Here is a 20,916-nt window from a genome sequence, read left to right on the forward strand (position 1 = left end):
ATTCCGTCAAAACACAAAGCGCTCTAGGCTACGGCCCGGGAGCGTTCCGCATCGCTCCGGCGCAGCGACGCGCCGCTCTGCCTGTCGAAGACATGCAGATTCTCGGGATCGAAGGTCATGCGTATCCTGTCGCCGACTGCGGGGCATTGGCCTGCCGGCACCAGGATGCCGAGTTCGACGCCGGCATATTGCAGGCTGATAAGGGCTTCATTGCCGAGGAACTCGATGAGGTCGACCGTGCCTTCGACGAGATTGCTCGTCTCCTGGGGCTGCGCGGGACGGAAATGGGCAGGACGGATGCCCGCCACCACCGCGCTTCGCCCTTCGAGTTCGAAGCGAGTGCGGTCGATGGTGATGCCGGCCGGGGCGTGCAGGTCGACGTCGATGAAGTTCATCGCCGGGGTGCCGATGAAAGCGGCGACGAACTGGCTCCTGGGGCGCTCGAAGATTTCCCGCGGCGTGCCGACCTGCTGGATGACGCCGTCGCGCAGCAACACGATGCGGTCCGCCAGCGTCATCGCCTCCAGTTGGTCATGCGTGACATAGACCGTGGTGGTGGAGAGGCGTTGATGGAGGCGCGCGATTTCCACACGCATGTGGTTGCGCAGCTTGGCGTCCAGATTGGAGAGCGGTTCGTCGAATAGGAAGACGCCGGGCGTCTTGACGATGGCCCGAGCGATGGCGACGCGCTGCTGCTGGCCGCCTGAGAGGGCCGTGGACTTGCGATCGAGGAAGGGCTCGAGGCCAAGCGTCGCGGCTGCCGCGTGCACTCTCCTGTCAATCTCGGCCTTGGCGATCTTCATGCGTTTCAGGCCAAAGGCGATGTTTCCGTAGACGCTCATATGCGGATAGAGGGCGTAGTTCTGGAACACCATGGCGACGTCGCGCTCGCGGGGCGTGAGGTCGTTGACGACCCGGCCGCCGATAGCGATCTCGCCGCCGCTGATGTTCTCCAGTCCCGCCAGCATGCGCAGCAGGGTCGACTTGCCGCAGCCCGACGGTCCCAGGAAGACGATGAATTCGCGGTCCGCCACATCCAGGCTGAAGTCGTGCACGACGCCGACTTCCCCAAATTTCTTGACGACCTTGCGAAACGAGATGTCGGCCATGATGCTACCAGTCCTGGGTGGATTCGAGCTCGATCTGCAGCTTGACGTCTTCGGGGCGGCCCGAGGCGGCCCGTTCGAAAGCTTCGATGGAGCGTTCGAAGTCGAAGGTCTCCGAGATCAGCGGCTTGAGGTCGACCTTGCCGGAGGCGATCAAGCCGATGGCCCGGTCATAGACATTGGCGTAGCGGAACACCGTCTCGACCCTGAGTTCCTTGCCCATCAAGGCATGGATCGAGAGGTGATAGGCATCCACCGGAATGCCCACGAAGACGATCGCGCCACCCGGACAGGCCAGGGTGGGCGCGCTTTCGATCGCCTTCGGTGCGCCGCTTGCCTCGAACACGACATTGGCGCCCCAGCCGTCGGTCTCGCGTTCGACGACCTGCCTGACGTCGTCACCGCGTATGTTCACGGGAATGATGCCGGCATAGCCGCCCGCGATATCGAGCTTGGGCTGGTGCAGGTCGGTGATGATGACCTTGCTGCAGCCTCCCGCCAACGCCGCCAGCGCCACCATGATGCCGATGGGGCCGGCGCCGAGCACCACGGCGACATCGCCCGGCTTGATGCGCGCGCGGGCGGCCGCCTGCATGCCCACCGCGAACGGCTCCACCATCGCTCCCTCGGCGTAGCTGACATTGTCGGGAAGCCTGAAGGTGAAGGCCGCCGGGTGGACGACATAGCCGGTGAGGCAGCCATGGATCGGCGGGGTCGCCCAGAAGGTCACCGCAGGGTCGACATTGTACATGCCGAGCAGGGTGGCCTTCGAGTTCATGTCGGGGATACCGGGCTCCATGCAGACACGATCTCCGACATGCAGCTTCTTCACGGCCGAGCCCACCTCGACCACCGTGCCAGAGGCCTCGTGGCCCAGCACCATCGGTGCCTCGACCTTGCGCGAGCCGATGCCGCCATGGGTGTAGTAATGCACGTCGCTGCCGCAGATGCCGACCGTGTGCAGGCGGATCTTCACGTCATGGGGCCCGACCTTCTGCGGCAGGTCGATATCGCGGATGGAGAGGACGTCTTTCTTTTCCAGGACAAGCGCGCGCATTTCAGTCTCGTGATTTCAGGGCGGAGTTGATGAAGCCGGAGATGACACCCAGGAAGAGGAGCGGGGGCAGGGACAGAAGGATGACCGAGGCGTTGAGGATGCCCCAGGGAACGTCCCGGCCTAGCTGGGTGAATTCCGAGGCGACGATGGGCAGGGTCTTGGCGTCGGAAGTGGTCAGCATCAGCGCGATGAAGAACTCGTTCCACACCAGGATGAAGGAGAAGACGAGCGCGCCGATGAGGGACTTGGCGGCGACGGGAATGGCGATGAGGAAGAAGATCGAGTACGGGCCGTAGCCGTCGACATAGGCCGCCTCTTCGATCTCACGCGGAACGCGCGAGAATGCCGGGATGGCGAGCCATACCGTGGTGGCGAGGGTCGAGAGGGAATAGGTGACGATCAGCGCGATCTTGCTGTCGTACAGGCCGAGATTGAGCCATATGACCATCAGCGGCACGGCGATCGCGACCGGCGGCATGAAGCGCATTGAGAGGACGAAGAACTTTATGTCGTCGGACAGCCTCATGGGATAGCGCGCGACGGCATAGGCGCAGGGCAGGCCCAGCAGGGCGCCGATGGCGACTGCCGATCCCGTGACGATGAGGGAGTTCATCAGGCCCGCCTGCACGCTGTCGCGGGTGAGGATGTAGGTGAAATTGTCGAGGGTGGGGGTGAAGAAGAAGACGGGAGACGTGGTGACGATGTCGACACGGTTCTTGAAGGCGCTGAGCAGCGTCCAGAACAGCGGGAAAAGCGTCAGGAAGACCAGCCCGGCGATGATCAGCCAGGCGATATAACGGGCTAGACCTCTTGCCATTTTTTCACCCGCTTGAAGATGACGGTGAAGGCGATGGTGGTGGCGACCATCATGAGCACGGCCATTGAGGAGGCGTAGGAGATGCGCCCCGACTCGATGAAGCCTTGTGAGAAGGCGTACATGTCGAGCGTCTCGGTCGCGATGCCGGGACCGCCGCGGGTCATGACGTAGATGAGGTCGAATGCGCGCAGCGATTCGACCATCTTGACGAAGGTCAGGCTGACGAGGGGCGCGGCAAGCATGGGCAGGGCGATATAGAAATAGACTTCCCACGTGCGGGCATGATCGAGCCGGGCGGCCTCGAGCGGCTGCTGCGGCAGGGTTTCGAGCAGCTTGACCAGGATGACACAGAACAGAAGACTCCACTGCCAGACGTCGACGATGGCGACGGTCGCCATGGCGGTACGCGGATCGGCGAGGAGGTCGATCGGCTCGCCGGTGATCATGCGGATGGGATAGACGGCGATACCGAAAAGGGGGTGGAAGGCGAATTTCCACACGAAGGCGGCCGAGACGCGCGGCAGCAGGACGGGGATTATGAAGATCGCGCACAGGATGTTGCGCACGCGCGGGGAGGTCGTCTCGAATAGGAGGATGGCGAGTACCACCGCAACGAGCATGGTGGCCGCCACCGTCGTGATCTCCCAGAGAAGCGATACCCGGATGGCGTTGAGAAAGCGATTGTCATGGAAGAGGTCGACGAAATTGGCGAAGCCGACATAGCTGACCTCTTCGCTGCTGAGCTCGCGGTCCTGGAAGGCGATGTTGATCGCGTAGACCGTCGGCACCAGCGACAGGAACAGCAGCGTCAGCATAGACGGTGCCGTGAAAAGCACCGGAAGGCGCGTCCTGATCTTCATAGAGGCAACCACCGCGCAACGAGGGACAGGGGCTATATGAAGTTAGGTGGCATCCGTTCCGTCCGATGGAACGACGTCACCTGGCGGCCGCCTCCTTCCGTAAATCGGGAAGAGTGCGCGCCGGCGCCTGGTTGCGGGTGTGGCGGGACGGAACTGCCCCGGCACGTTTCCTCCAAGTTCTATTTTTGTCTTGTTACAACCCAAGCGAGATTGTTGGGGTAGACAACTATTGATCAAGTTTTCCGGGTCGTCAACGCGATTGGTCGGACAATGAAAAACGGCGCCCCCGTAGGGACGCCGTTTTCCAGACTGGAGCCGTTACGCGACGACCGGCGGCTCCGGCCGGTAGATGATCCTGGCGCAAGCGAACCAAAGGGAGAAGCGGCCTAGTAGCGGTACCAGCGATGATAGGGGCGATACTCCGGATGCCCCCAGTAGTGGGGATGATAGCCATAGCCGTAGCCATAGCCATAGGCCGGACGGCGATCGGGAACACAGCGTCCCCACGGATTGGGGTGCCAGCCCGGGCCGCATCCCCAGCGCACATCCTGCAGCAGGGGCGAGGCCGCCGGCACCTTGGAACCCAGAGGCATGGCGGATGAGGTTTCGATGGTGGCGGCCAGGCCGGTGATGGCGAGAGCGGCCGCAAAAATGGTCTTGGTGGGGAAAGTCATGAGACCCTCACTGGCATTGCGATGAGGGCAACTGTCGCACAGGACGACTGAACGCGGCTTGAGCGCGCCGGTCATCCTTCGTTCAGAAACATTGCGGACTATTTCTCGACGCGATCCCAGCCATTGGGGCCCAGACGTTCCTGCGGGAGGAAGCGGCCCTTATAGGCCATCTTGCGCGAGCCTTCGACCCAGTAGCCCAGATAGAGATAGGGCAGGCTCATCGCCCTGGTGCGCTCAATGTGGTCGAGAATCATGTAGGTGCCGACGCTGCGCCCGGCCATTCCGGGTTCATAGAAGGAATAGACCATCGACAGGCCGTCTGCGAGGATGTCGGTGAGGGAGACGCCGATCAGCGGACCCTCGCCCTGGCGATTGACCGGCAGGTCCGGGCCGGAAAGGCGATATTCCACCAGCTTGGTGTTCACATGCGTGTCCTCGACCATCATGGCGTAGTCGAGCACCGTCATGTCCGCCATGCCGCCATCGGCGTGGCGCTGGTCGAGGTAGGCGCGGAAGGTGGAATACTGTTCGGAGGTCGGCGTGGCGCTCCGCATGTCGGAGACGACGTCGCCGTTGTCCGTCCAGGTGCGCCGGAAGGATTTCGTCTTGTGGAAGTCCGCCACGGGCACGCGTACGGAAACGCAGGCCTTGCAGTTCTCGCAGGCGGGGCGATAGGCAATAGTCTGCGAGCGCCGGAAGCCGCCATGGCTCAGGACGTCGTTGAGGCGGGACGCGCGTTCGCCGATCAGATGGGTGAAGACCTTCCGTTCCTGCCGGCCCTTCAGATAGGGGCAGGGCGAGGGCGCAGTCAGGTAGAATTGCGGCGAGTCCCTGATTTCTATGCTCAACGCCACTTTCCTTGTCGATTGGGACAAGCGTACCACCGGGGCGCCCCAACTGCCAGTATCTCGTGGGGGCGAACGGGATTTTGAGTGGCGATCCGCATCCCGGCGTGACCTACGGCTGCCCTAGACCTGCCGCGGACCGGTCTCGGCGAAACCGAGCAGGCCGCCGGGGCGGAAGATCAGCATCACCACCATCACCACCATGACCGCGACGTCGCGCTCGCCGATGGGCAGATAGGCCTGCCAGATCATCTCGAAGAGACCGAGCGCAAGCCCGCCGAGAAGGGCCCCTTCCACCGAGCCGATACCGCCGATCACGGCTGCGACGAGGCCCTTCAAACCGATCAGCACGCCGCCATAGGCATCCGTGCCGCCATAGCTTGCCGTCGTGATGAAGCCGGCGATCCCGGCAAGGGCGGAGGCCATCACGAAGGTCCGTGTCAGCATGGCGCGACTCGATATGCCCACCAGATTGGCCATCAGCGCATCGTCCGAGATGGCGCGCCAGCGCCGGCCGAACTCGGTCACATGCATGAGCCGGGCCACGAGCAGGGCCAGCGCTGTGGCTCCGGCTCCAACCGCGATCTGCATCGGCGTGATGTTGACGACGAAGCCTTCCGCCCTGGCCAGGGGAATGGGCGTGGCGTCGATGGGGGGCACCCATCGGTTCTGCGGCCCTTCCATGAGACGCATCAGTTCACGCATGGCTACCGCGACGCCGAGGGTAGCGATCAGGATGGTCTGCCCGCTCCGGAAGGCGAGGGGGGCAAATACCAGTTGCTCGACAACCTTGCCGGCGAGCATGGTCAGGCCCACGGCCGCTGCGCCTGCACAGAGGAGGTTGAGGGCCATGGATGCCGAACCGAAGGCAAGCATGGCCAGTACGGCCGATATGCTGACGATGCCCCCCAGAGCGGCGAAGTCGCCGAATGCCAGATTGATCCGTCCGACGAGGCCGAAGACCAGGGCATAGGCGACCGCGATGAGCATCGTCATCGCCATGTTGGGCAAGCCGTTTGCGATGCTCTGCAGGAGATAGGCGATGGGCGCCGGCACCTGCGGCACATCGACCGCGGTTTCACCGGGGCCGGGATCGGCTGCATAGGAAAGGTCTCGGCGGTCGAGCCAGTATCGCTTGAGTATATGAAGCCTGACAGGGGAATAGATCTCGGTAGGCGTAGAGAGGATCGTCAGTTCGCGTGCGCGATCACCCCGTTCGCCAGGTCCGAAGCCGCACAGCACGAAGGAGAGGCTGGTCTGCCCGTGCCGGGTGACGCGATAGTCGATACGCATGGTGTAGGGCGACGGGGCCGGTGCGACCGCCGTGACGAGAAACTTCTCCGCGTCGAGATCCACGGCGGGCAATGTCTGCCGGCAGGTCGTGACTTCCTGCTGGTCGAGCCCATCCCGGCAGGAGACGAGACACAATGCCATGAGGATCAGGGCGACGAGGCGATGAATCAAGGCGGCTGCTATCGGGACTGTCTGTGTTTCGACGATCGATGCGCTTTCCCCGGGCAGTGCGCAAGCCTATCTTTGCCCCATGCCATTCCTTCGGTTCGAGGATTCCCATGCGTGACGACAAGCCGAGCGTGACCATCGTGTACTGCCGCCAATGCAACTGGATGCTGCGCGCAGCCTGGATGGCCCAGGAACTCCTCTCCACCTTTCAGGAGGACCTGGGAGAGGTCACGCTCGTCCCCGCGACCGGCGGCGCGTTCCGCATCGAATATGAAGGGCTGGAGATCTGGGAGCGCAAGCGTGACGGAGGCTTTCCCGATGTGAAGACGCTCAAGCAGTTGGTGCGCGACAGGCTGGATCCAGAACGGGATCTCGGGCACATCGACAGGTGATTACCCCTCCTCCTATTTCTTCCGCAGATATTCGGCGACCCGCGGGGCAAAATAGGTGAGGATGCCGTCGGCGCCGGCTCGCTTGAAGGCTGTCAGGCTTTCCACCATGGCCTTTTCGCCGTCGATCCAGCCGTTCTGGGCCGCCGCCATGATCATCGCGTATTCGCCCGAGACCTGGTAGGCGAAGGTCGGTCGGCCAAAGGTCGATTTCAGGCGGGCAACGATGTCGAGATAGGGCAGCCCCGGCTTGACCATGATCATGTCGGCGCCCTCGGCAAGATCGAGCTCTGCCTCGCGTACGGCCTCGTCGCTGTTGGCATAGTCCATCTGATAGGTGCGCTTGTCGCCCTTCAGGGCGCCGGAGGAGCCGACCGCTTCCCGGAACGGGCCGTAGAAGGCCGAAGCGTATTTGGCCGAGTAGGCCATGATCTGCACGTCCATAAAGCCAGCATCGTCCAGCGCGGCGCGGATGGCGCCGACGCGGCCGTCCATCATGTCCGAGGGGGCGATGATGTCGGAACCCGCTTCCGCCTGGACCAGGGCCTGGCGCACCAGGAGGGCGACGGTCTCGTCGTTGAGGATGCGACCGTCTTCGAGCAGGCCGTCATGGCCGTGGGAGGTGTAGGGGTCGAGCGCGACGTCGGTAAGGAGGCCGATCTCCGGCACCTTGGCCTTGATGGCGCGGCAGGCGCGGCAGGTGAGGTTCTGGGCGTTGAGGGCCTCGCTGCCCGTGGGATCGCGCAGGTCCGGATCGGTGTACGGGAAGATCGCCACGACGGGGATATCCAACTCGGCGGCGCGAGCGGCCTCCTGCGCGGCGATATCGATGGTGACGCGGTCGACGCCGGGCATCGCGGCAACCGGCGTGCGCGTATTGATGCCGTCCTGCACGAAGATCGGCCAGATCAGGTCGTTGGCAGTGAGCACGTTTTCCTTCACCAGCCGGCGTGCCCATTCGCTCTTGCGGTTGCGGCGTGGGCGTTCGGAGAGATCCAGCCGATCGTTCCGGGGAGCGGGGGCGGTCTTGAGCGGCGTGACGGAGGAGGGCATGGCAGTCTCTTGGAAAGGCGATTGTTTCGAATAGTTCTAGCACATCCGCGCCTTGGCGCAGAGGGCGTCATGTCACACCCCCGGAAGACGGACGAAAACATGCGCGCTCGACACGGGAGCTTCGATCACCAATCGACGACCTTGGAGACGAAGTGCCCTGGGGGAGAAGAAGGGCGATCGGTGATCGCCGCTCCGGGCCTGGCGCGCGCCAGGCCGTAGAGCCGGCTCCATCCAGAGGGTGCCGGAGCTCCCATTTGCCCTCCGGCACGCTCCCCGCTAGAAGACCATGCGTAACGAGGCATGACATGAGCGATATCGAGTTCGACCGCGACGGCCCGCCCTATGGCGCCTATCTGTTGTGGTTCATGCGTGCCGTCGCCGTCCTCTGGATGGCAAAGGGTATCATCCATTGGTGCCTCATACTCGGGATCGGGCATGCCGACCCCGATCGCTTCCTTGGCATGCCCGTTCTGACCCAGACCGCGGTGATCTTCTTCGCGGTCTTCGATCTGGTTGCCGCCGTCGGCTTGTGGATGACGGCGACATGGGGCGGCGTGATCTGGTTGATCGCCTCGGGCAGCTACTTCATCATCTCGCTGTTTCGCCCCGAGATCTTCGGACGGCAATATGCGATGATGACGACGATCGGGGTGTTGATTGCCCTCTATGTCGGGCTGGCGTATTTTGCGTCCCGCGAGCGGCGGCATCACTGACGCCGGGGTGGGGTGCAGGCTGTTGCAACAATGTCACGGCGATGCGGGGAAAGCTCACATCCGGGTGATCTTGCCGGAGAGCCGCCATATTTGTCCCGGTTTTGCCGTTTTCTGCCGATAGGCGTCAGTCTCAAGTCTAGTATAACGCGTATGCCTGTCGGGGCTGGTGACAGAGTTCTGTTCTGGTCGCGGTTCGTTTACCTGTCTGGTGTAATACCTGCGCCAATTCACGGCTGCGGGGGACTGCCGGTACGGTAGGAACGTGGCGGAAGCAGGCTTTGACTGCAGGATTGGATCGATATGTCTCATTTTTCTCGCCGCAATTTCCTCTCCACCCTGGCTTTGGGGGCTGCGACGACCGCACTTACCCGTTCCGCCCTCGCCGACGATCTCGGCCTCGGGCAGATGGAGATGAAGGATCGCTATGATTCCGTCGCCAGTCCGATCGCGGCGGCGACCAGTTCCTCTCCCACCTTCTCGCCCTATACGCTGCAGGCGACGCAGAACGCGCTGGCCAAGTACACGGAACTCGCCTCCCAGGGCGGCTGGCCGCAGGTGACCGGCAATGGCCGCCTTCAGCTCGGCGACCGCAACGCCGACGTCGTGTCGTTGCGCCAGCGCCTCATCGTCTCGGGTGATCTTGCTCCCTCTCTCGGCGGCTCCCCGGTGTTCGACTCTTATCTCGACGGTGCCGTGAAGCGCTTCCAGTCCCGCCATGGCATCCTGGCCAGCGGTGTGGTCGGCGATACCTCGCGCGCCGCGCTCGCGATCCCGATCGAGATCCGCTTGAAGCAGTTGCAGATGAACATCGTGCGTCTGCGCACCATGGGCAATCTCGGCAACCGCTACATCATGATGAACATCCCGGCGACGGAACTCGAAGCCGTCAGCAACGGGGTGGTCGAGCAGCGCCACAATACCGTCATCGGCAAGCCGGACCGTCCCTCGCCGATCCTCTCGACCGTGGTTCAGAACGTGAACTTCAACCCGTTCTGGACGGTGCCGCTCTCCATCATCAAGAAGGACCTGATTCCTTTGATGCAGAAGGAGCCGACCTATCTGGCCGAGCACCATATCCGCATCTACACCCCCCAGGGCCAGGAGATTCAGCCCGAGCAGATCAACTGGAATTCGGATGAGGCGACCCGCATGCGCTTCACCCAGGATCCCGGCTTTGGCAACTCGCTCGGCCAGGTGCGCATCAACATCGCCAACCAGTATGGCGTGTACATGCACGATACGCCCTACAAGTCGGTGTTCGGTTCGGAATATCGCTTCGACTCCTCGGGCTGCGCCCGCGTGCAGGACGTACGCGAGCTCTGCGCCTGGATCCTCCAGGGTACGGAGTATACCCGCGACCGTATCGACGAAGTCATTCGCTCGGGTGCCCGCACCACGGCGACGCCGCAGGCCAAGGTGCCGGTGTTCTGGGCCTACATCACCGCCTGGGCCACTCCCGAGGGCCTCGTGGAATTCCGTGACGACGTCTACAACAAGGACGGCTACGCGAACCTCGCCGTGGTGACCAAGGAAGAGCAGGGCTGATTCCGGCATCGGGGCTTCAGGAGGACGTTTCGGCGCCGCAGGCATCTGCGGCGCCGTTTTATTTGGGCACGAGCGTAGTCGCTCCTGCGAACCCAGGCTTCCAGCCTGCCTCTTCCTTTCCCGGAGGGCGGGGATGACAACGTTTCGCTCCCGAGGGCCTGAAATCGCCTCTCTTTCGACGTCCGGATAAATACCGGGCGGTCTGTGGAGACCGGCGCACCAGGCCGCACGCTTCGGTCTCACGAACGGCTCGTGTCCGCCAATCACACTTTGGTCGCTTGCAGACATGACTTTGCGGCGCAACTTCGCTATGTCGTCTGCCTCCTGTCCAACAAGGCCCGCCCCTGATGAATGACGCTCGCTCCGCCACCCTGTCGAACAGCTTCTTCGCCGCCGATCTGCATGCCGCGGATCCGGAGCTGGCGCGGACGATCGATCTCGAACTCGGCCGTCTGCGCGACCATATCGAGCTGATCGCTTCCGAGAACATCGTCTCACGCGCCGTCCTCGAGGCGCAGGGCTCGATCATGACCAACAAATATGCGGAGGGCTATCCGGGCCGCCGCTATTACGGTGGCTGCGAATTCGTCGACATGGCCGAAAATCTCGCCATCGAGCGCGTAAAGAAATTGTTCGGCTGTGCCTATGCCAACGTTCAGCCCAATTCCGGCAGCCAGGCCAACCAGGGCGTGTTCCTGGCGCTGATGAAGCCCGGAGACACCTTCATGGGCCTGAATCTCAACGCCGGCGGCCATCTCACCCATGGCTCGGCCGTCAACATGTCCGGCCGCTGGTTCAACGTGGTGCCCTACAATGTGCGCCCGGACGACCATCGCGTCGACATGGACGAGGTCGAGCGCCTCGCCCATGAACACAAGCCGAAGCTGATCATCGCAGGCGGCTCGGGCTATGCCCGTCACTGGGATTTTGCCCGCTTCCGTGAAATCGCCGATGCGGTCGGAGCCTACTTCTTCGTCGACATGGCACATTTCGCGGGACTGGTCGCTGGAGACGCCCATCCTTCGCCGTTCCCCCACGCTCATGTCGCCACGTCGACCACGCACAAGACCCTGCGCGGTCCGCGCGGCGGCATCATCCTCACCAATGACGAGGAGATCGCCAAGAAGGTCAATTCGGCGGTGTTTCCGGGTCTCCAGGGTGGTCCGCTCATGCATGTCATCGCCGCCAAGGCGGTGGCCTTCGGCGAAGCGCTGCGCCCGGAGTTCAAGGTCTATGCCAGGCAGGTGGTCGAGAATGCCACCGCCCTGTCCGACAATCTCAAGGCCAATGGCTTCGATATCGTCTCCGGCGGTACTGACAACCATCTGATGCTGGTGGATCTGCGTCCCAAGAATCTCACCGGCAACTTTGCCGAGAAGGCGCTGGAGCGAGCTCACATCACTTGCAACAAGAATGGCATCCCCTACGACCCGCAGAAGCCGATGGTGACCTCGGGTATCCGCCTCGGCACGCCGGCGGCGACCTCGCGTGGCTTCGGCGCCACGGAGTTTCAGGAGGTCGGCGATCTCATCACCGAGACGCTGGAAGGCCTCGCCAAGAACGGAGCCGACGGCAATGGGTCGGTGGAGGAAGCGGTGCGTGCAAAGGTCAACAAGCTGACCGCGCGCTTCCCGATCTACTGAGCTGAAAGAGCGGACTTCTCGTCCGCTCTTTCATTTTCGCGAGCGATGCGGTTCCAAGAGGCGGACGCCACATCCGCACTCCCAGGAATGTTCCATGAAATGTCCTTATTGCGGCGCGCCCGACACCCAGGTGAAGGACAGTCGCCCAACCGATGACGGTACTTCGATCCGCCGCCGCCGGGTCTGCTCGGATTGCGGCGGCCGTTTCACCACTTTCGAGCGCGTGCAGTTGCGCGAATTGACGGTGGTGAAGCGTTCCGGCCGCAAGGTGGCTTTCGATCGCGACAAGCTGTCTCGCTCGATCGAGACGGCGTTGCGCAAGCGCCCGGTCAGCGAGGAGCGTGTGGAGCGCCTGGTGAACGGCCTGGTACGCCAGATCGAATCCCTCGGCGAAAGCGAGATCACCTCGGAACAGATCGGCCGCATCGTCATGAAGGGCCTGAAGACTCTCGACGACGTCGCCTATGTCCGCTTCGCCTCCGTCTATCGCAATTTCAACGAGGCCAAGGACTTCAGCGCCTTGCTGGAGGAACTCAACAGCGAGGATGAGTCCAAGGACGGCGCGGAGCAGCTTTGACAGAGCTGCCCTGCAGCATTGCAGGTTGAATAGCGCCTCCAGCCTGTCTATCTGCCTGTGCAATTCCTTTGCTTGGTCAGATTGCCCCGCACCGTGACAGCGCCCATGCTCCCCTCCGCCATCGAGGCCTTGCGCCGTGACGAGCGCTTCATGCGCGCCGCACTGGCGATGGGACGCCGGGGGCTGGGAAATACCTGGCCCAATCCCGCGGTCGGCTGTGTCATCGTCCGTCGCGTCGGGGATGCCGATGTGGTTGTCGGACGCGGCTGGACCCAGCCCGGCGGCAGGCCGCATGCGGAGACGCAGGCACTCGCGGAGGCAGGGCCGCTTGCCAAGGGGGCCACGGCCTATGTCACACTCGAGCCGTGTTCCCACTACGGGCGTACCGGGCCTTGTGCCGATGCCCTTGCGCGCGCGGGCGTAGCGCGCGTGGTGGGCGCGTTACGCGATCCCGATCCGCGCGTGGGGGGCCGCGGCTTCGACATGCTGCGCCGCTATGGCCTCGATGTCGCCGAGGGCGTGCTGGCCGACGAGGCCTTCCAGGCCCATGTCGGGCATATCACCCGCGTGACCTTCGGCCGGCCAGCCGTGACGGTGAAGATCGCGGTATCCTCCGACGGCAAGCTCGCCGGGCCGGGGGGCAGGCAGGTGCAGATCACGGGCCCGGACGCCAGCGCCCGCGTCCACATGATGCGCGCGCAGAGCGATGCCATCGCCGTCGGCATCGGCACCGTGCTGGCCGACGACCCCATGCTGAACGTGCGGCTGCCGGGCATGGCGGCTTCGTCGCCCCTGCGCATCGTCTTCGATTCCCATCTGCGCATTCCGCTCACCTCGAAACTCGTTCTGACGGCACGGGAGGTCCCGGTCTGGGTGATCGCCCGGACCGATGCGCCGGTGGAACCCGAAGCGGGGCTGGTCGCGGCCGGCGTCGAGGTGATGCGCATCGGCTGTGCCGCCGTCCCCGCCACAGCCAGCCAGTCGCTCGATCTCGGCGAGGCGCTGCGCCTCCTCGGTACGCGCGGGGTCACGCGCCTGATGGTCGAGGCCGGCCCGCACCTTGCCGCCGCCCTGATCGAGCAGGACCTGATCGAGGAGTTCGTGCAGTTCTCCTCCCCCGATCCCATGGGGGAGGGGCTGGTGGCGCTCACACCCGAACTCCTGGCGCAAGTCGACGCGCAATTGCCCAACCTGGCCGCCAGGATGGCCGGCCATGATACGATGACCATTCAACGCAGAAGCTGAGGACCCGCCCGTCATGTTCACAGGCATCATCACCGATATCGGCGAGATCGTCTCGCTCGAGGATCATGGCTCCACCAGGCGGGTAGCCATCGCCTGCGGATATCCGCTCGACTCGATCCCGATCGGCGCTTCCATCGCCAATGCGGGCGTGTGCCTCACGGTGACGACCCTGGCGCCCCGCGGGAACAAGGATACGGTGTTCACGGTCGACGCCTCCTCCGAAACCATCGACAAGACAACGATGGGCAACTGGCGCGTCGGCGACAGGGTCAATCTGGAACGCGCGCTGCGCATCGGTGACGAGCTTGGCGGGCACATCGTGTCGGGTCATGTCGACGGCGTCGCCGAAATCGTCTCCCGCAAGGACCAGGACGGCACCTCTCATTTCGTCTTCCGCGCGCCAAAGGAGCTTTCGAGGTTCATCGCCCAGAAGGGATCCGTCGCGCTCAACGGCACCTCGCTCACGGTCAACCATGTCGAGGGCGACGATTTTACCGTGATGATGATCCCCCATACGCTGGCCGTGACGACCTGGGGCGATGCCAAGGCCGGCGACAAGATCAATATCGAGATCGACACCATGGCCCGCTACGCCGCGCGCCTCGCGGATGTCGCCGCCGGCCGTTGAGGCCGCGGTTCTCGTCATCGCCGCGATCGTAGCCGAAAAGCGGCTTCCCCTTTTCGGTGCGATGCTCTAGTGAACGCCTCCAATATGATTTCGCGGCCGGGATGGTTCCAGGCTGCTTCCCTTCCGAATAAAGAGATCCGTTATGGCCGGCCCACGCCGTTCTTCCGCAAGCGCCGATACCGAGTTCGGCGGCCCCCTTCCTCCGCATATCCTGATCGTCGAAGCGCGCTATTACGACGAGATCGCGGATGACCTGCTCACCGGCGCAACCGGCGCCATCAAGGCGGCCGGCGCCACTTTCGACGTGATCACCGTGCCTGGCGCCCTGGAGATCCCTTCCGCCGTCGTCATCGCGCTCGATGCCGCCGCCCAGCGCGGCCGCGCCTATGACGGGGCCGTGGCGCTCGGCTGCGTCGTGCGGGGCGAGACCAGCCATTACGACATCGTGGCGGGAGAAAGCGCACGCGCCCTGATGGAACTTTCCGTGGACCGCGCCTTGCCGCTCGGAAACGGCATTCTCACGGTCGAGAATGACGAGCAGGCCCGAGTACGCGCCAGCATTTCCGAACTGAACAAGGGCGGGGGGGCTGCCGATGCGGCCCTGCACATGATTGCGCTCAAACGCCGCCTGCATGGGGCCGAGGCATGAGCCGCGCGCAAAAACGCTCCGCCGCGCGCCTGGCCGGAGTGCAGGCGCTCTACCAGATGGATATCCGCGGCACGAGCGTGGTCGAGGTGCTGGCCGAGTTCGAGAACCACTGGATCGGACAGGAGATCGAGGGCGTCGAGTATTCACCAGCTGAGGAGGGCTTCTTCCGCGACATCGTCGGCGGCGTGGTCCGGGAGCAGCGCAAGATCGATCCGAAGGTCGATGAGGCGCTGGCCGAAGGCTGGCCGCTGAAGCGTGTCGATGCGATCATGCGGGCCATCCTGCGTGCCGGCGTCTACGAATTGTCGCATCGCCGCGATATTCCTCCCAAAGTGACGATCTCCGAATATGTCAACGTCGCCCATGCCTTCCTGGATCGCGACGAGGCCGGCATGGTCAATGCGGTGCTCGACAAGATAGCCAAGGCCGAACGCAGCGATCACCTTCAGGCTTCGTAGCGTCTCCGGGGGCTTGCATGGCGAGGCTTACCGAAGATCAACTCATCAGCCGTTTCTTCGCGCCGCTTGCCACTGCGAGCGGAGCCCGTGGTCTTACGGACGACGCCGCCACGCTGAGCGTGCCGCAAGGCCAACACCTCGTGGTCACGACGGACGCACTGGTTGCCGGGGTGCATTTCCTGCCCGACGATCCGCCGGATCTCATCGCCCGCAAGTCGCTGCGCGTGAATCTCTCCGACCTTGCGGCCAAGGGGGCGAGGCCGCTTGCCTATACGCTTTGCCTCGCCCTGCCGGAAAATTGGAGCGAGGACTGGCTGGCGAGGTTCGCAGAGGGATTGCGGCAGGACGGCGAGGAGTTCGATTTTGCCCTGCTCGGCGGCGATACCGTGAAGACGCCCGGTCCGCTGACCGTAGCCGTCAATGCCTTCGGCATGACGCCGACGGAGCGTATTCCGCGCCGCGACGGTGCTCGGCCGGGGGACAGTCTGTATGTCACGGGCACGATCGGCGACGGAGCCCTGGGATTGCTGACGCGGACGGGAAGGGGAGACCTTGATGCCCTGCCCGAAGAGGATCGCAGTTACCTGACGCGCCGCTATCTTCTGCCTCAGCCGCGCAGTGCGCTGGCGGGGGCCGTTCTTGCCCACGCGTCGGCCTCGATGGACATTTCGGACGGCTTCGTCGGCGACCTGGCCAAGCTGCTGCGCGCTTCGCAAGTCTCCGCCGATGTCGAGCTGGAGGCGGTACCGCTGTCGCGGGCGGTGAGGAACGCCTGTGCCCACGATCCGGCCTGTCTCGAGCGGGCACTGACCGGCGGCGATGATTACGAGATCTTGTGCGCGGTACCACTGGGAGAGCGCAGCGTCTTCGAGGGCATGGCACGCGCCTTCGGCGTCCCGGTTGCATGGGTGGGCACTGTGACCTCGGGCGACCATCCGGCGCGCTTCCTGACCGCGGACGGCCGGGAGAGGACCTTCTCGCACGGTAGCTTCAGTCATTTTTGAGAGGCGCCTCGGTGTGCCGGCCTGGTGGGCGGCACACCGAGGTGCGGCAGGTCTCGCTCCTGTCTACTTTGCGGCGAGCGCCTTGGCGAGATCCTCGGGCAGCGTCAGCCGATAGGCCAGCACCATCGTGTCGTTAGTCAGGCCGGCATCGTAGGCCGCACCCTTCATGACGCCCTTGGTGGTAAGGAAGTCGTTGTCATTGCCGATGAAAAGGAACGCATCGTTGGGCGCCGCCGGATCCAGGGCGGGGACCAGCGTCATGGCTTCCCACTTCTCACCGAGCGTGAAGTCGTTGGCATTGGGATTGTCGATATTCATGCCGAACTTCTTGAGCTGGGCGGTATTCAGCATGTTGATCAGTACTTCGGACTTGGCGGGCGTGATCGAGGCATCGAGCACGTCCTTGCCGTCCTTTATCGGGGCGATCGGCTTCACGCCCGTCTCGTAGTCGGTGCCGGCGAGGTTGGTAGCGCCGGTCGTATCCACGACCAGCACGGCTTTGTACATTTCAGGGGCCTTGCAGTTGCAGCCATGGCCGGTGCTGTCGCGGGCAAGCAGCAGGAAGCGGTGGTCGTCGAGGGCGACCATCTCGCTCTGCGCCGCGGTGGAATCGATCTTGCCGTCACCCTTCTTGGAGTAGACCGGCAGTTCGATGGCGTAGACGGCCTTCGGCGCCTTGGGCAGCGGATCGGCGGAGATGTCGTAGGCGTAGATGCGGGTTATGGCACGGTTCGCCTGTCCCTTGGCCGAGCTGTCCTGCAACGCCCCGCTCTGGAGGACCGCGAGCAAGGTCTTGCCGTCGGGCGTGATGGAGGCAGCTTCCAGGCCCTGGTTGTTGCGGCGGCCCGTATCCGGCGCATCCATCGAGGTGTAGTTGATCTTGCCATCCTTCATGGGCACCAGCGCGGGGCCGGGAGGGATCAGGCCCTTGAGCTTGCCGTCCGCCGAGAAGAGATAGAGCGCCGCGGCATACTCATCGCCGACATAGAAGCTGCCGTCGGCGCGATAGGTGAGGGCTTCGGCGTCGAAGGACAGCGAGCCGTCGCCCAGCGCTCCGGCAGGCGGGACCGGCAGCGTATAGCCATCCATGCTCACCGTATTCGAACCGGGGTCGGCGCCCGTCGTCGGCTTACCGTCGAGGCCGGTGAGGAACACAGCCTTGTCGTCGAGCGGCTTGAGGGTGACCTGGGATTGCGAAGTAGTCGCAGCGGGAAGGCCCGGGCCGGAGTAGGGCATGAAGTTGAGGTCGAAGGCCAGCACCCGGCCCTGATAGTCGAAGAACAGGTTCTTGTCGGGATCGTTGTAGCCGCGATCCGGCAGCGAATAGAGCCGCCCGGTATAGCCCGTCGCAGTCTTGGCCCAGCTCTTGGGATCGATCGCCATGGAGGAGAAGGAACCAAGCGAATCGCCCTTTGCATCCTTGAGATCGGCACTCAGCCGCCCGATGCCGACGAGGCCGTGATTGACGAAGGTGCCGCCGGCGAAGTCGATCTTGTCGTCACCGGCATTGGTGGAGACGAAGGGGGACTTGTAGGCGAGCGGCTCGGCATGCGCGGCGGCGGGCAGGGTCGAAGCGGCAATGAGAAGGGCGGTTCTGAGAAGGCGCATGGTTTCCTCGCTGGGCAGCTTGCATCGAGGCTTCCTTTGCAAGGCAGGGTGACAGGGGCATGACAACCCCTGCTTGTCATGGCGGGCGGGCACGCCAGGTGATTTACGCGGGCTGCCGCTGGCCTTGATGGCCGTTTGCTCCCGCCACGCGCATGAGGAAGGCCCTGGTGCGCTCCGATTTCGGAGCGGTAAAAAAGACCTCCGGCGGGGCCTCCTCGATCACTTTTCCTCCATCCATCATCACCACGCGGTCGGCCACTTCGCGGGCAAACCCCATTTCGTGGGTGACGACGATCATCGTCATGCCGTCGCGCGCCAGTTCCTTCATGACTTCGAGAACCTCGCCTACCATCTCGGGATCCAGAGCACTCGTGGGCTCGTCAAACAGCATCAGCGTGGGTTTCATCGCCAGCGCCCGCGCAATGGCTACACGCTGTTGCTGTCCACCGGAGAGCTGGGAAGGGTAGGCCGCCGCCTTGTCGCCCAGGCCAACGCGCTTCAGCAATGCCATGGCCTCGGCCTGTGCGGTCGCCTTGTCGACGCCGAGGACCTGGATCGGCGCTTCAACGATGTTCCCGAGAGCCGCGAGGTGCGGAAAAAGGTTGAAGCGCTGGAACACCATGCCGATCTCACGGCGCTGGCGTGCGATATTGCGCTCGCTGTCCTCGATTAGCCGCCCCTTCGCCTCGCGATAGCCGATGAGATGGCCGTTGACCCTGATGCGGCCCTTCTGGATCTTCTCCAGATGATTCACGCAGCGCACGAAGGTCGTCTTGCCCGAGCCCGAGGCGCCGACGATGACGACGACCTCGCCACGCCTGACGTTGAGCGAGGCGCCTTGAAGAACCTGCGTGGAGCCGAACCACTTCTCGACATGCTCGGCCTCCACCACCCATTGCATATCGGAGTCCTTCATTGCGCGCCTCCAAAGACGCCGCCGAGAAATGAACGGCCCGCCGGCTTGTTTCGCGCCTCGGCAAAGGGGGCGCTGTAGCGATCTTCGATCCGCCGTTGAAGGACGCTCCAGAGCGTGGTCAGGGAGAGATAGTAGAGTGCCACGACGGAATAGAGTTCGAATACCCGGAAAGTGGCCGAAGTCACCATCTGCGTCGCCAGCAGAAGTTCCGGGACGCCTATGACGCTGAGCAGCGTCGTGCTCTTCAGCATCGAGTTGAAGTTGTTGCCGAGCGGAGGAAGGATCACCCGGGCCGCCTGGGGCAGAATGATGCGGCGCAGGAGCAACCCCGGGGTCATGCCGAGCGACTTGGCCGCTTCGGTCTGGCCCTTGTCGATCGAGTTGATGCCGGCGCGGATGATCTCGCACATATAGGCGGCCTCGTTCAGGCTCAGCGCGATGATGCCCGCCTGCACATTGCCAGGAAGCACCATGAATCCGAGATCCACGTCGTGGAAGCGGATGATGTTGGCCGCCGCAAGCGCTGTGTAGATGAAGACGATCTGCACCAGCAGGGGCGTTCCCCGCATCACCCAGACATAGAAGCCTGCGATGACCTGGAGAAGGCGCAGCCGCGACAGGCGACCGAGGGCAACGAAGAGGCCAAGCGTCGTGCCGACAACCTGCGACACGACGCTGATGCTGAGCGTGAGCCAGAGCCCGTGCAGGTAGATGCTGCTGGGCTCGAGCAGATAGTGGAAGAAGATGCTCCAATTGAAGATCATCGGGCCGGCCTCACAGGGCGTCCCGTTCGATTCCCCACGTCTTCAGGATCGACATATAGGTGCCGTCCTTGCGAACGGCGTCCAGTGCCTGGGCGAAAGCGCCCTCGAGGTCCTTTTCATCCTTGCGGAAGGCGGCGCCGATGACGGTGCGGGAAAAGGGCTCGCCGGCGATTTCGAAGAGATCGGGGGCCTGGGTGAAATAGTAGCCCGCCGTCTTCACCGTCGTCCCGTAGACGTCGACCTGGCCGACACGCAGGGCCTGGAAAGCGTCGGTATCCTTCGGAAACACCACGATCTGCGCCGGCGCCTTGCTTTCGCCCGCGAGCTTCTTGTTCTCGTCCTCGATGAGCGATTGGACGGTCGTGCCGTTCTGCACCGCGACCTTCTTGCCGGAGAGATCGTCAAGGGTCTTGACCCCGGTGGGATTGCCCTTGAGCACTACCATGGACTCGCTGGAATTGAGATAGTCGACGAAATCCACCACCTCGCGGCGCTTGGGCTTGTCGTAGAGCTCCGACATGATCATGTCGCATTGCCTGGCGATCAGGGCCGGAATGATGTCGTCGAAGATGACATATTTCCATTCCGTGGTGACGCCCCATTGCTTGGCGACGGCGTTGCCGAGGTCGACCTCGGCGCCGACCAGCGAGCCGTCCTCCTTGTAGAAGGATAGCGGCGGCGAGCCGATATCGGCGCAGATCACGACTTTCTTGGCCGCCGCGATGGCAGGCGGCGGCGTTACGCCCTGGGCCTGTGCCGAGGAGAGCAGCGCGGTGGACAGGATCGCTCCGGCAAACAGGCCGAAACTGGAACGAAGACAAGGCGATACGGCACGTGGCACGCGCATGATGATGCTCCGGTTGGGTTTGCCAGCATGGTCCTTCTGTCTGGAACCAATTTTTAT

General features: G+C 63.7%; 23 protein-coding genes. 10 read left to right on the forward strand and 13 right to left on the reverse strand.

Going from position 1 to position 20,916, the window contains the following annotated elements; translation table 11 throughout:
- Nucleotides 1-23: 23 nt before the first annotated feature.
- The 7 genes from AC6H34_RS21285 to AC6H34_RS21315 form a co-directional block, all read right to left on the reverse strand.
- The gene (locus AC6H34_RS21285; RefSeq protein WP_497540131.1) at nt 24-1,109 is read right to left on the reverse strand and encodes an ABC transporter ATP-binding protein; all 1,086 of its coding nucleotides are present in this window, start codon (nt 1,107-1,109) and stop codon (nt 24-26) included.
- A gap of 4 nt (nt 1,110-1,113) precedes the next feature.
- Nucleotides 1,114-2,163 (reverse strand): NAD(P)-dependent alcohol dehydrogenase, encoded by a 1,050-nt coding sequence (locus AC6H34_RS21290; protein WP_497540132.1) that lies wholly within the window; start codon nt 2,161-2,163, stop codon nt 1,114-1,116.
- A 1-nt stretch (nt 2,164) separates the two neighbouring features.
- Nucleotides 2,165-2,980, reverse strand: a complete 816-nt coding sequence (locus AC6H34_RS21295) for a carbohydrate ABC transporter permease (RefSeq protein WP_448146957.1) — start codon at nt 2,978-2,980, stop codon at nt 2,165-2,167.
- The gene (locus AC6H34_RS21300) at nt 2,965-3,840 is read right to left on the reverse strand and encodes a carbohydrate ABC transporter permease (protein WP_497540133.1); all 876 of its coding nucleotides are present in this window, start codon (nt 3,838-3,840) and stop codon (nt 2,965-2,967) included. The genes AC6H34_RS21295 and AC6H34_RS21300 overlap by 16 nt, the downstream gene beginning before the upstream one ends.
- Nucleotides 3,841-4,226: 386 nt before the next feature.
- Nucleotides 4,227-4,514 (reverse strand): GCG_CRPN prefix-to-repeats domain-containing protein, encoded by a 288-nt coding sequence (locus tag AC6H34_RS21305; RefSeq protein WP_448146959.1) that lies wholly within the window; start codon nt 4,512-4,514, stop codon nt 4,227-4,229.
- Between the two features lie 98 nt (nt 4,515-4,612).
- Nucleotides 4,613-5,362, reverse strand: coding sequence for an arginyltransferase (locus tag AC6H34_RS21310; RefSeq protein WP_497540134.1), 750 nt, complete (start codon nt 5,360-5,362; stop codon nt 4,613-4,615).
- Nucleotides 5,363-5,482: 120 nt separating this feature from the next.
- Nucleotides 5,483-6,823: a branched-chain amino acid ABC transporter permease gene (locus AC6H34_RS21315; RefSeq protein WP_448146961.1), complete on the reverse strand. Its 1,341-nt coding sequence runs from the start codon at nt 6,821-6,823 to the stop codon at nt 5,483-5,485.
- A gap of 107 nt (nt 6,824-6,930) precedes the next feature.
- On the opposite strand from AC6H34_RS21315, the gene AC6H34_RS21320 reads away from it, so the two are divergent.
- The gene (locus AC6H34_RS21320; protein ID WP_448146962.1) at nt 6,931-7,212 is read left to right on the forward strand and encodes an Rdx family protein; all 282 of its coding nucleotides are present in this window, start codon (nt 6,931-6,933) and stop codon (nt 7,210-7,212) included.
- Between the two features lie 12 nt (nt 7,213-7,224).
- Here AC6H34_RS21320 and hemB read toward each other — a convergent pair whose 3' ends face one another.
- Nucleotides 7,225-8,262, reverse strand: a complete 1,038-nt coding sequence (gene hemB / locus AC6H34_RS21325; RefSeq protein WP_448146963.1) for a porphobilinogen synthase — start codon at nt 8,260-8,262, stop codon at nt 7,225-7,227.
- Between the two features lie 125 nt (nt 8,263-8,387).
- Nucleotides 8,388-8,516 carry a hypothetical protein gene (locus tag AC6H34_RS21330; protein WP_448146964.1) on the reverse strand — a complete coding sequence of 43 codons (129 nt, stop codon included), beginning with the start codon at nt 8,514-8,516 and terminating at the stop codon, nt 8,388-8,390.
- Nucleotides 8,517-8,567: 51 nt separating this feature from the next.
- Here AC6H34_RS21330 and AC6H34_RS21335 point away from each other — a divergent pair, with 51 nt between their 5' ends.
- From AC6H34_RS21335 to thiL, 9 genes are all read left to right on the forward strand, one after another.
- Entirely contained in the window at nt 8,568-8,975 is a 408-nt protein-coding gene (locus tag AC6H34_RS21335) for a DUF6163 family protein (RefSeq protein WP_448146965.1), read from the forward strand.
- A 300-nt stretch (nt 8,976-9,275) separates the two neighbouring features.
- Nucleotides 9,276-10,520: a L,D-transpeptidase family protein gene (locus tag AC6H34_RS21340; protein ID WP_448146966.1), complete on the forward strand. Its 1,245-nt coding sequence runs from the start codon at nt 9,276-9,278 to the stop codon at nt 10,518-10,520.
- A gap of 347 nt (nt 10,521-10,867) precedes the next feature.
- Nucleotides 10,868-12,163, forward strand: a complete 1,296-nt coding sequence (gene glyA / locus AC6H34_RS21345) for a serine hydroxymethyltransferase (RefSeq protein WP_448146967.1) — start codon at nt 10,868-10,870, stop codon at nt 12,161-12,163.
- Nucleotides 12,164-12,257: 94 nt separating this feature from the next.
- Nucleotides 12,258-12,740, forward strand: coding sequence for a transcriptional regulator NrdR (gene nrdR / locus AC6H34_RS21350; protein WP_448146968.1), 483 nt, complete (start codon nt 12,258-12,260; stop codon nt 12,738-12,740).
- A gap of 105 nt (nt 12,741-12,845) precedes the next feature.
- A complete protein-coding gene (gene ribD / locus AC6H34_RS21355; protein WP_497540135.1) occupies nt 12,846-13,985 on the forward strand; it encodes a bifunctional diaminohydroxyphosphoribosylaminopyrimidine deaminase/5-amino-6-(5-phosphoribosylamino)uracil reductase RibD in 1,140 nt (379 codons plus the stop codon).
- Nucleotides 13,986-13,998: 13 nt separating this feature from the next.
- Entirely contained in the window at nt 13,999-14,613 is a 615-nt protein-coding gene (locus tag AC6H34_RS21360; protein WP_497540136.1) for a riboflavin synthase, read from the forward strand.
- Between the two features lie 142 nt (nt 14,614-14,755).
- Complete coding sequence (locus AC6H34_RS21365; protein ID WP_448146970.1) at nt 14,756-15,262, forward strand: 6,7-dimethyl-8-ribityllumazine synthase; 507 nt, start codon at nt 14,756-14,758, stop codon at nt 15,260-15,262.
- The gene (gene nusB, locus AC6H34_RS21370) at nt 15,259-15,720 is read left to right on the forward strand and encodes a transcription antitermination factor NusB (RefSeq protein ID WP_448146971.1); all 462 of its coding nucleotides are present in this window, start codon (nt 15,259-15,261) and stop codon (nt 15,718-15,720) included. The genes AC6H34_RS21365 and nusB overlap by 4 nt, the downstream gene beginning before the upstream one ends.
- Before the next feature lie 17 nt (nt 15,721-15,737).
- Nucleotides 15,738-16,724: a thiamine-phosphate kinase gene (thiL, locus tag AC6H34_RS21375; protein WP_448146972.1), complete on the forward strand. Its 987-nt coding sequence runs from the start codon at nt 15,738-15,740 to the stop codon at nt 16,722-16,724.
- 63 nt (nt 16,725-16,787) lie between these two features.
- Here thiL and AC6H34_RS21380 read toward each other — a convergent pair whose 3' ends face one another.
- The 4 genes from AC6H34_RS21380 to AC6H34_RS21395 form a co-directional block, all read right to left on the reverse strand.
- Nucleotides 16,788-18,332 (reverse strand): esterase-like activity of phytase family protein, encoded by a 1,545-nt coding sequence (locus AC6H34_RS21380; protein ID WP_497540137.1) that lies wholly within the window; start codon nt 18,330-18,332, stop codon nt 16,788-16,790.
- Between the two features lie 103 nt (nt 18,333-18,435).
- Nucleotides 18,436-19,248: an amino acid ABC transporter ATP-binding protein gene (locus AC6H34_RS21385; protein ID WP_497540138.1), complete on the reverse strand. Its 813-nt coding sequence runs from the start codon at nt 19,246-19,248 to the stop codon at nt 18,436-18,438.
- Entirely contained in the window at nt 19,245-20,012 is a 768-nt protein-coding gene (locus AC6H34_RS21390) for an amino acid ABC transporter permease (protein WP_497540139.1), read from the reverse strand. The genes AC6H34_RS21385 and AC6H34_RS21390 overlap by 4 nt, the downstream gene beginning before the upstream one ends.
- 10 nt (nt 20,013-20,022) lie before the next feature.
- Entirely contained in the window at nt 20,023-20,859 is an 837-nt protein-coding gene (locus tag AC6H34_RS21395) for an ABC transporter substrate-binding protein (RefSeq protein WP_497540140.1), read from the reverse strand.
- Between the last annotated feature and the right edge of the window lie 57 nt (nt 20,860-20,916).

The sequence above is a fragment of the Labrys sp. ALF-8 genome, from assembly GCF_059699065.1.